The organism is Trichocoleus sp. FACHB-40, from assembly GCF_014695915.1.
In the GTDB taxonomy this organism is placed as follows: domain Bacteria; phylum Cyanobacteriota; class Cyanobacteriia; order Cyanobacteriales; family FACHB-T130; genus Funiculus; species Funiculus sociatus.
Genome location: NZ_JACJPF010000105.1, coordinates 22,639 through 32,509, shown reverse-complemented (window position 1 = coordinate 32,509; position 9,871 = coordinate 22,639). Strand labels below are relative to the sequence as shown.

Below are 9,871 nucleotides of genomic sequence, written 5' to 3'. Positions count from 1 at the left end.
GGACGTTTTTTACTCATTGATAGTAAGAGGATACTAAGAGCCTAGAAGCTATTCGAGGCTTTTTTCTACTTTATGCCGCTCTTTCTTATCTCGCTTAAGTTGACACCAGTGGGCAATGCCATGTCCCTACAGATATATGTTTTCCAGGGACATATAACAATTCAAATAGGATTGTAAGATGCCCGTCCTTCAGATACCCGACTTCTTTAAGAAGTCGGGTATCTTGCGTTCACGAACCATTTAGGGCTGCTATATAGAAGTTTTCTATGAAAAGTTAAGGCTTTTTTTTCCTAGCCAAAATTGGCAGGAAGGAGAGTAAGGCGAGGAAACTCAATGCTAAGAAAAAAGGGAAGCGATCGCCTCCTCGCAAAACCGACTCTCCCGTGGCTCCCACCCAGACGTAAGCTATCATTCCAGGGATAATTCCTAAAAAGGTGCCGACTGCATAGGGAACCCAATTAATCGGTGTTAGTCCAAAGAGAAAATTGACGACAGTGAAGGGCGAAATTGGCGCAAAACGCACCGCTAACACAAAAGTCAGCGGTTGACGGGCGATCGCTTGATTAAACCGCATCAAGGCTGGATGTTCGCCAAATCGACGTTTTGCCCAGTCATGCAACATGTAACGCGCAGTCCAGAAAGCAGCGATCGCTCCCAGTGTAGCGCCCACGACAGACCAAAAGGTTCCCCAAACTAACCCAAAAACGGCACCAGCAACAACCGGAAACATAATTCCAGGTATACCTACCGCCGTTGCTGCGGTGAAAATTAGAAGAAACAAAAAGATGCCCCAATTCCCCCAACTTTTTATCTGCTGAGTAAGAACAATGGGATCGAACAAAACTTTCAGCGGGCTAAAGATACATAGCAGCAGGAAAAATAGCAGCGCGATCGCCATCCAAAATCGCGGATTTTTGAGGAATTTGACTGGCGACCGATTTATCATTTCACACCAAAGCACCGCCGCAACTAGAACCACTCCCAGCCGTACAACCGTAACAATACGGTGCCGTCTGTACCTCGTCTATTAAGTCTAACCTTCCAGCTTCCAGTAACTTAGCCACCGTCAGCGTTTCACCTGTGCGAGTTTTGGCTGGAATATTTGTCATCTGGTTAAAGTCGCAATCATAAATATTGCCCAGATAGTCGATTGAAAGTTCATTTCGACACATTAAATTTTCAACCGTATCGCCATTGAAATGAGCCTCTAGAAACTGCAAATATGGTGTGTATAGCTGCTTACGTTGTAAATGCTGCTGCACTCGCCCTATCGGTAAATTCGTAATCGTAAATAGGTTGTTAAATTCAACATCAAAATGTTCTTTTAAAAACTTCTGGTAATCTTGTTGCAGCGTCCTCTGATTAGGAGTTAGAGAAAATTTTTCTGTGCGCGGTACTTGCGGGTTAAACACCAAATCTAGGATTAAATTTGGGTCTTGTGCATAACCCAATTTATTCAGCCATTGCAGCGCCCGAATTGAAGCATCATAAACCCCATTTCCGCGCATTTTATCAACATTGTCTTCCAGATAACAGGGCAGAGAAGCAACAATTCTTGTTTGATGTTTGGCACAGTATTCGGGGATATCTTCAAACCCTGATTCAAAGTAAATAGTGAGATTTGACCTGACAATTACTTGCTTACCATTATCCCTGGCTGCTTCTACCAATGGCTTGAAACCATAATTCATTTCCGGCGCGCCGCCCGTCAAGTCTACTATTTTGAGTTCGGGAAATTTATATATTACTTCAATCAGTTGATTGCAAACTTCTGGGGTGAGTTCTTCTGTGCGTTTTGGCCCTGCTTCCACATGGCAATGAGTACAGGCAAGATTGCAGCGCTTTCCTAAATTGATTTGCAAAACACTGATTTTGCTTTTACTTAGAGGAAGTCCGATTTTTTCTTTAAATTGGGTTATTTTTGGTTGATTTGATTCTATCTGGAGCATTTGTTAACAAAAATTTATTGTTCTCTCCCGATCATACCGTTCTATTTTGTAGGCGAGTAGTTAAAAAGCCCCTAATCTTAAAGATTACGGGTTGCGGGAAACAGTGCTTCACAGCTAGATTCCTTGACCTCTAGCTGTAGTATGAAATCACCCGACACCCCGTAGGAAATTACATCTGAAGCAGCTTGGCTTCTTTTTCCTTGCGTTCGCTGTAGCGATCCGTCAGGTAGTCTACTCGATCTCGGAGTAGCAGCGTAAACTTGTAAAGCTCTTCCATTACGTCGATAACGCGATCGCGATATGAGGAATCCTTCATCGTCCCGTCTTCGTTGAACTCGTTGTAAGCTTTGGCAACCGAAGACTGATTGGGGATAGTAAACATCCGCATCCAGCGTCCCAGGATTCGCATAGTATTGACGGCGTTAAACGACTGAGAACCGCCACTGACCTGCATAACTGCCAAAGTTCTGCCTTGAGTCGGTCTCACTGCCCCTAAAGTTAGGGGAATCCAGTCAATTTGGTTTTTCAGGATACCTGTAATATTCCCGTGCATCTCTGGACTAGACCAAACTTGACCCTCAGACCACAAGCTTAAATTCCGCAATTCTTGAACCTTTGGATGGTCAGCTTCTACGCTGCCGTGAATCGGCAATTCACGTGGGTCAAAAAATTTGGTTTCTGCACCAAAACCTTCGATAATTCTGGCGGACTCTTCTGCTAATAAACGGCTGTAAGAACGCTCTCTTAAAGAGCCATACAAAAACAAGATTCTGGGTGGATGATCGAAAGTTGTCATGGAAATTAGTAACCTCTAGTTTAGGAATTCAACTAACGAATTGATCATGACTCCTAGATGTAATATCATGTCCGGTTGAATAGCTATAATTAGAACTGAAGCGGACAGGTTTTTATTATTGATAATTAGACGGGCTTGATATAGGATGTCTTTTTTGACCTCTTAGTAATTACTAAAAATGCAAACGTTTGGCTTCTTTCTAGTTGCAGCTCTAGGAGAAATCTCCGGGTGTTACACGTTTTGGGCATGGTTACGACTAGGAAAGAGTATCTTGTGGACTGTTCCAGGTATCTTCGCTCTGATCATCTATGCTGTTGCTCTAACCAAAGTAGATGCTTCAAATGCTGGAAGAGCATACGCTGCCTACAGTGGTTTCTACATCCTCTTATCTCTGTTTTGGTTATGGTTGGCTGAGGGGGTTAAACCGGATAAGTGGGACTTACTTGGCGTTACGATCTCCCTCATCGGAGCGGTTGTAATCTTGTTCAGCCCTCATCGCTAATGAACCTCCGTCTGCATCCGAACCTTTACTGCACAATCCTCCACCGCCCCGTATGTCAATTGGCTTATTTATCCTCCTGCCAAATCTCGCAAAAAGGCGCTTTGGGCTTCGCGCAGTTCGACTTCGGAGTTCGCACTCTCAATTGTCTGCATTGCTTCGCTATAAGACGCGCCAGTGCAAATTAGGTAAGAAGCCAGCATCGTTCCCGTCCGTCGTCTCCCACTGGTGCAATGCACTGCAACAGCGTTGCCTTGGCGATTTTGACTGTCAACAAAGTTGTGTAATTCTTCAACCTGTTCCCGACTGGGTTGAGTACCGCCTTTGGTTGGCAACCAGAGGTGAGGGATGTTTGCCTGGTGATACAAATCTAGGTTGGAGGGGTCATCCATAACAGAGACAATCGCGCCAACACCCGCAGCCTGTAGTTCGTTCAGTTCCTCTGGCATTGGCTTACGAACACCTGCGAGTTTGCCTGGAATCACCCACCACAAATTCTCTGCAATCGGTTGGATTGGTTGCTCTATCGGTGTTTGGTTTGTCATTAGAACCTTATCCAACAGGTGTTGCTTCTTCTTTAAGCGATTCAATGAGTTGAGTCACCCGTTCTTTTATCTGATCGCGCACTCTGGGGAAAATTTCAGGCTGTTCAGCCGGATCGTCAAGCTGCCAATCCTCAAAGACTTCCCGAAGTACCCAATCTGTCGGCAGATTAACTCCACAACCGCATAGGGAAATTACCACATCAAAGTCTTCAGCTTTGAAGTCGCTAAGGGGTTTCGAGTGTTGATTGGTAATGTCAATGCCGATTTCTTTCATGGTAGCGATCGCTTCTGGTCTAACCTGAGAGGCTTCTAATCCAGAGCTAATCACTTCAATTTTTCCCTTACCCAGCGTTTTTGCAAAGCCTTCCGCCATTTGGGAACGGGCAGAATTTTTCTTGCACACAAACATGACACGTTTCATTTTGTTTCCTCGCTTACTGAATATCCCGAAATCCGTTGGAAAGTTGCCTGTACACTAGCACCGCTAATTGCGCCCCTAAAATCGGTGCCACCCAATAAACCCAATGGTGCTGCCATATTCCGCCAACCAAAGCAGGGCCAAATGACCTTACGGGATTCATACTCGCTCCCGTAATCGGCCCCATAAACGCTGCCTCTAACCCCACAGTTAAGCCAATCGCTAACCCCGCAAAGCCAATCGGGGCGCGGCGATCCAGCCCAGAACCAAAAATCACAAACATCAATATAAATGTCAGCACCGCTTCCAGCACCAGAGATTGCAGCCAATTCCCCTCTAGCGGCACAGTTGCACCTAGATTAGCTACGCGCCCCAAAGCTATTAGTAGTAAAGCTGAGGCGAAAACTGCTCCCAATGACTGCGCCAAAATATAAGGCAGCACTCGCCGCTTAGGAAAAAAGCCACTTGTCCAAAAAGCCAGCGTCACCGCCGGGTTAAAATGAGCACCGCTAATGTGTCCCAGCGTATAAATTAAAGCGGCAACAACTGCCCCAAATACAAAGCTGATGCCGAGATGAGTAATGGCCCCATTGCTGATTTGATTGACCATCACAGCGCCAGTCCCAGCAAAGACTAAAACAAAACTGCCAATGCCTTCCGCCACGGCCTCTCGCCAGCAATGGGAAACTGATTTCCAAAAAAAAATTTTTGAATTTGATTTCAAATCTTTTCTCAGTATGGGATTAGGAATTGGTAAAAGCTCTCATACAAAAGTGAAAAACTGCACCATAGAGTTTAAGCGCTCCGTTGCTTGAACCACTGCTCTGATTTTGCTGCGGCGATAGGGTGGAAGTACATGAGGAAAGTGTGGCAGCGACAATAGCTGTCAAAGCAAGAATACCAAGCCGGATAGCCGAACCCTTTGCTGTTATGTCCATTGCCCTCCCCCGATTACATATTTTAGGGGTATACCTATATCATTTCAAAAAAAATTGATTTGTCAAGTAGCAGTGAAGGTATCGCAGACAATAACCTTATTAAAAAAGTTGATGGGTGAAGGCTAGTCAGGGCAGGAGCGAGCGGGCAACATCACAGCTTTTGTACGGTACTCGGCGAGGAACTGCTCCAAGAGGACAAATTGGGGGAGGTTCAGACTGTAGTAAATCCAGCGCCCTTCTTGACGCGATCGCACGAGTTCGGCTTCTTTGAGTGTTTTCAGGTGAAAAGAGAGTTTAGACTGAGTCACCCCTAATTTCTCGCAAAGTTCGCACACGCATAGCTCTTGCGATCGCAGCAAATCTATGACTTGAAGCCGCAGAGGGTCAGACAGAGCATGAAAACTAGAAGAAATAGAAGCTGGTGCGATCGGTTTTAGGTTAACCATCAAGTTTTGTTGAAACGACTCTTTAGCTATCCTAAACCTTGCACCAACCAATAAGGCGGAAGCGATCGCCTCCCAAGCCGTAATAGTAACGAGAGCAGAAAAGCTCGCTCCCCAACCCGGTTGGGGAGCGATTCGGAATATGTTTGCAGCCTATATCAACAGCAACCGCCGCCAGTATAGTGCCAAGTTGAATCAGTAATTAATACTTCATTTGGCATTAATCCTCCCAGTTTTCCCGCCGTTTTATCGCACACGGCTGCTGGAATGCCACGATGAAGTATATGCCCATTCAAGTCATCAAAAAACTCTTCAGAACCAGCATAAATTGCTGTTTTCCCTGTAAAAATACAGGCACCATCTTCAGGGATTTGGACTTTAAAAGAGACAGAATCTAAACTTTCCAAAAGCAAAGGTTCCTGCAAACCGTAGGTAGCAGAATCCAGCAGCCGATATGGACGACGGGCGCGAATTTCCACCTGACCAAACCCAGCATCAATTAATTGCTGAGTATACTGTTCGTAAGTCATAGCACCAGACAAGCACATTGCCCGTAACCTTTCATCTTTCTGAAGATGGGATGGAATCGGACGAGTAGCAATGGGGTCGCTCATTAACAGCCTGCCACCCGGTTTTAATACCCGATAGGCTTCTTGAAGCGCCTTATTCAAGTCGGCGGGCTCAAAGATATTAAAAAGACAATTTTGGGCAACTACATCCACTGAGGCATCTGGTACTGGTAAGGCGAAAGCGTCGCCTTCCCGAATCTCTACAAAACTGAGGTCAAACCAGGCGTTTTGGGCAGAAGCCATTCTCAGGTTCCTAGCAGCAGCTTCGCGCATTTTTGCTACTGAATCGACGGCAATTACCCCACCAACTCGTCGGGAAAAATAGGCAAATTGCAGTGCTTCCAACCCACCGCCAACACCTACATATAGCACACTCGGAGAGTTAGCCAGTTCCGTCGGATGGACAGTAGTGCCGCAGCCATAATTCATCTCCTGCATCTGAGGCGGAATTTTCAGCCCTGGTAATTGTAGCGGACTGCTTTGAACGCAGCATAAACCAACTTCTGGTGTCTGTGCCACTTCGCCGTAAAATTCAGCAGCGGTTTCAAGATAGCTCATTAAAATGTTCCCTTTTCTAGCAATTTGCAAGAGAAAGACGCTAGACTCCTTTCAAACACTAGCAAAACCTGTCCCTACTGAACGAGTAGGGTGAAGTTAATATGGATCAATAATCATTCGGGATACAAGAGCGGACAGGGGAAATTGGAAAATATTACGCCAGAAAATTCTTTAGAACAACAGCAGCGTTGCCTATTTGTTTGCCAGTACCGCTCATGTCTAGCACATGGCTCCGCCGAAGTGTTAGCCGCTTTTGAGGCTCAGGAAGTACCAGGAGTTACGGTAAAGGGGAGCGCTTGCCAAGGACAGTGTAGCTGTGGTCCTACGGTGCGGATCGTCCCGGAAGAAACTTGGTACTGCCGAGTTCAACCCCAGGATGTAACTGCTATTGTTGAACAACATTTAAAAGGGGGACAGCCGATAGAAGCCAAGCTTAACCCCAGGATTCATATGAAAATAACTTTTTGAGGTTATTTATGCTACATATAGTAACTTCTGACTATGATTCTTTTTCAGAGGTTAGATGGTTGTTTGGTTCTAAAGATATTTCTGGGGCTGTTTGGCTACATCCGTAATCCCACTTAAATGTAATGTAGATCAATACCTGATTACTTTATTGGTAAGCTTTCATAGTTTCAGTAAAATACTGTATAAGAGTTGATTAGTATGCCTACTTATACCGGAATTTCCAGCGAAGCATTTAGACACCCCCTCGACCGACAAGCCGAGGAAACTTTACGCAGCGTACCTGGATTTGACCTTGTGGCTCGCAAGTTTGTCGAGTTTTTCTCTGAGCGTCCGCAATTTGTCTATCAGATGGGGAATAGCATTCAGGTGGGGCCGCGCCAGTATTCCACCATTTACGGGATATTTCGGGAATGTGTACGCGATTTGGACATTTACCCAGAGCCATTGTTGTTCATCTCTCAAACTCCAGAGGCTAACGCTGGAGCGATTGGAGAAGAACGCCCTTTTATTATCCTAAATTCTGGACTTTTAGACCTGCTAAACGAAGTAGAAATTCGAGCAGTAATTGCTCATGAATTAGGACATCTTAAATGCGGTCATACGACTTTAACTCAAATGGCAATTTGGGCGCTGCGAACCATTAACTATATAGGTAATGCGACATTTGGCTTTAGCAATTTGCTAAGCAGTGGTTTAATTTTGGCTTTTTATGAATGGAGCCGAAAAGCTGAATTATCAGCAGATAGGGCAGCTCTTTTAGTAATAGATGACCTTAATCCAGTAATGAACAAAATGATGAAACTCTCAGGTGGGAGTATGCGTTATGTGAATGAAGCAAGTTTAGATGAATTTATTCGCCAATCAGAGAGGTATCAAGAACTCGATCAAGATGGACTAAATCAAGTGTACAAATTTTTACTTTATAACGGAGGTCAAGGCTGGTTTGTTACCCACCCATTTACAGTTGAACGTGTCCACCACTTGCGAAATTGGGCAAAATCCGAGGAGTATGGTCAAATTCGTAGGGGAAATTACCAGCGTAAAGGAGCGTCGGGAGCGGTGAATGTTCCCTCGGAAGCACCAGTTGAGGACGTGGAAGCACTGCGGCGTCAACTTGAGGAATTACAAGCTGAAATTAACCGTTTTAGGTCGCGATCGCAAGATCCCTAACAGTTGAAAATTCTTTTCAATTCTGGCTATTGCAGCCAGAGCAAATAGGATAAACTGCAATTACTCTGTGACGACGGGTGCTATTTACTTTCTCTTTTCATACTCTAAGGAAGGACTCAATAGTCCTAAAGTGCTGGAATGATCGGGGATCTTCTATCAGATGGGTATCAAACTAAGGCTCGCGTCAACTCTAATCAGTCAGAGCGCGAAATTTTGCCTAGTCAAGACATGATATATCGGTTCTTATTGGAGATCGTTCAGCACTGGCCTCCAGAAGATGTTTTGCTGGAATTTAAGAGATTATTTATTTATTATGATACTAATCCTGTTAATGCTACAGCAATAAAATCGCTGTCAGAAATTATATTTTCTAATAACGAGGAGGAGTTTAGAAATACGCTAAAGCGGTCTTGTTATATTCTCATTAATAATTGGGAGACAACCAGAAATTATAACTCCATAAAAGAGTTAATTCATTCATTTGATAATTTGCTAATTAGCAAAAAAACTCTGTCTCATAATTTAAGTAGACTGAGACTTTGGCTAGCAAATTTTATTAAAAGCAAAGACTATCAAGAGTTAAAGTTATTTGCTGCGAGATATGAAGATAGTGACAACTTACACTGGAGCCAGCGCTATACTTCTTATTTATTAGTACCTCAATATGCTGATCTCAAAAACCCCGTAGAACAGCGGGAAGCTGCGAGAGTGCTATCGCAAGAGCTAAAAGACAAGTTTAAGTTTGATCTAGCGATGTATACTGCGCGCTCGCAATCGGCAGTAGGTAGAGAACAATTGCCGAAAAACCCGACTAGCTTGGGAGATGAGGTTCTGCGTCTTATCAAGGCAATTGTAGTCAAAAGAGGGCCATTCAGTTATGAAAATCTGGCCAATATTTTTAAACAACAAACGAAAGAACTTCCCTATCAAGATTTTAAGCAAAGCTTAAAAAAATACTTAATTTTTTCAGTACAAAACCCAAATTTTGTCGAAGTTCTGAGAACTAAATTATCTGAAAAGTTAGACAGATTATATAATACTCATAACGAAAACGTCTTAAATGATGCGATAATGCTCCGAACCTGTAATCGGGTTATCGAGTATTTAACAACTGAAAACCATCAAGAACCATCGCCGTTATTTGGTTTGTTGATGTCTCAGGGGAATCCCTTGACTTTGGTGATTGTGTTATTAAAAGTAATTTTAATCTCAAAAAATTCTCGCACACATTTGGAAACTTGCATTGCTAAATTAATTCAGTATTATATGGACTATCCAGAAGAAGATTGCAAGTGGGTGATTAGTTTTTTTGAGATATTCAATATAACATTTGCGATTTATGGGGAGAATGTGCAATACAATTTAATAAAAATGCAAGAACATAGAAAAGAATATCAGTCGGATAAACCTGTGGAGGTATACCGGGTTTTTTCTCAATTGAAAATGAATGCCGAGCTAGAAGCAGCGAATGAAGCGATCGCAGAGCCTCCAATAACGGATGAATAAATTTAAAATTTA

The 9,871-nt window shown here is 43.7% G+C and carries 13 protein-coding genes; 4 read left to right on the top strand and 9 right to left on the bottom strand.

All coding sequences use genetic code 11. From position 1 onward, the window contains the following. Positions 1 to 274: 274 nt before the first annotated feature. The 3 genes from H6F63_RS25695 to arsH all read right to left on the bottom strand — a co-directional run bounded on the left by H6F63_RS25695 (position 275) and on the right by arsH (position 2,745). A complete protein-coding gene (locus tag H6F63_RS25695; RefSeq protein ID WP_190640148.1) occupies positions 275 to 946 on the bottom strand; it encodes a TVP38/TMEM64 family protein in 672 nt (223 codons plus the stop codon). 1 nt (position 947) lies between these two features. Continuing rightward, positions 948 to 1,949, bottom strand: coding sequence for an arsenosugar biosynthesis radical SAM (seleno)protein ArsS (gene arsS, locus H6F63_RS25690; RefSeq protein WP_190640147.1), 1,002 nt, complete (start codon positions 1,947 to 1,949; stop codon positions 948 to 950). 169 nt (positions 1,950 to 2,118) lie between these two features. After that, positions 2,119 to 2,745, bottom strand: a complete 627-nt coding sequence (gene arsH / locus H6F63_RS25685; RefSeq protein ID WP_190640146.1) for an arsenical resistance protein ArsH — start codon at positions 2,743 to 2,745, stop codon at positions 2,119 to 2,121. A gap of 178 nt (positions 2,746 to 2,923) precedes the next feature. Here arsH and H6F63_RS25680 point away from each other — a divergent pair, with 178 nt between their 5' ends. Next, positions 2,924 to 3,247 (top strand): YnfA family protein, encoded by a 324-nt coding sequence (locus H6F63_RS25680; RefSeq protein ID WP_190423729.1) that lies wholly within the window; start codon positions 2,924 to 2,926, stop codon positions 3,245 to 3,247. Positions 3,248 to 3,315: 68 nt separating this feature from the next. Here H6F63_RS25680 and H6F63_RS25675 read toward each other — a convergent pair whose 3' ends face one another. The 6 genes from H6F63_RS25675 to arsM form a co-directional block, all read right to left on the bottom strand. Then, positions 3,316 to 3,789 (bottom strand): dual specificity protein phosphatase family protein, encoded by a 474-nt coding sequence (locus H6F63_RS25675; RefSeq protein ID WP_190640145.1) that lies wholly within the window; start codon positions 3,787 to 3,789, stop codon positions 3,316 to 3,318. A 7-nt stretch (positions 3,790 to 3,796) separates the two neighbouring features. Further along, positions 3,797 to 4,210: an arsenate reductase, glutathione/glutaredoxin type gene (arsC, locus tag H6F63_RS25670; protein ID WP_190640144.1), complete on the bottom strand. Its 414-nt coding sequence runs from the start codon at positions 4,208 to 4,210 to the stop codon at positions 3,797 to 3,799. A 13-nt stretch (positions 4,211 to 4,223) separates the two neighbouring features. Then, complete coding sequence (locus H6F63_RS25665; protein ID WP_190640151.1) at positions 4,224 to 4,913, bottom strand: MIP family channel protein; 690 nt, start codon at positions 4,911 to 4,913, stop codon at positions 4,224 to 4,226. A 37-nt stretch (positions 4,914 to 4,950) separates the two neighbouring features. Beyond that, entirely contained in the window at positions 4,951 to 5,145 is a 195-nt protein-coding gene (locus H6F63_RS25660; protein WP_190640143.1) for a hypothetical protein, read from the bottom strand. 122 nt (positions 5,146 to 5,267) lie between these two features. Further along, on the bottom strand, positions 5,268 to 5,591 hold the full coding sequence (locus tag H6F63_RS25655; protein ID WP_190640142.1) for a metalloregulator ArsR/SmtB family transcription factor: 324 nt from the start codon (positions 5,589 to 5,591) through the stop codon (positions 5,268 to 5,270). 155 nt (positions 5,592 to 5,746) lie between these two features. Further along, positions 5,747 to 6,715: an arsenosugar biosynthesis arsenite methyltransferase ArsM gene (gene arsM / locus H6F63_RS25650; protein ID WP_190640141.1), complete on the bottom strand. Its 969-nt coding sequence runs from the start codon at positions 6,713 to 6,715 to the stop codon at positions 5,747 to 5,749. 144 nt (positions 6,716 to 6,859) lie between these two features. Here arsM and H6F63_RS25645 point away from each other — a divergent pair, with 144 nt between their 5' ends. The 3 genes from H6F63_RS25645 to H6F63_RS25635 all read left to right on the top strand — a co-directional run bounded on the left by H6F63_RS25645 (position 6,860) and on the right by H6F63_RS25635 (position 9,859). Beyond that, on the top strand, positions 6,860 to 7,183 hold the full coding sequence (locus H6F63_RS25645) for a (2Fe-2S) ferredoxin domain-containing protein (protein ID WP_190640140.1): 324 nt from the start codon (positions 6,860 to 6,862) through the stop codon (positions 7,181 to 7,183). A 198-nt stretch (positions 7,184 to 7,381) separates the two neighbouring features. Beyond that, positions 7,382 to 8,353, top strand: a complete 972-nt coding sequence (locus tag H6F63_RS25640; protein ID WP_190640139.1) for a M48 family metallopeptidase — start codon at positions 7,382 to 7,384, stop codon at positions 8,351 to 8,353. 213 nt (positions 8,354 to 8,566) lie between these two features. Continuing rightward, a complete protein-coding gene (locus tag H6F63_RS25635) occupies positions 8,567 to 9,859 on the top strand; it encodes a hypothetical protein (protein WP_199298281.1) in 1,293 nt (430 codons plus the stop codon). The last annotated feature ends 12 nt before the right edge of the window (positions 9,860 to 9,871 follow it).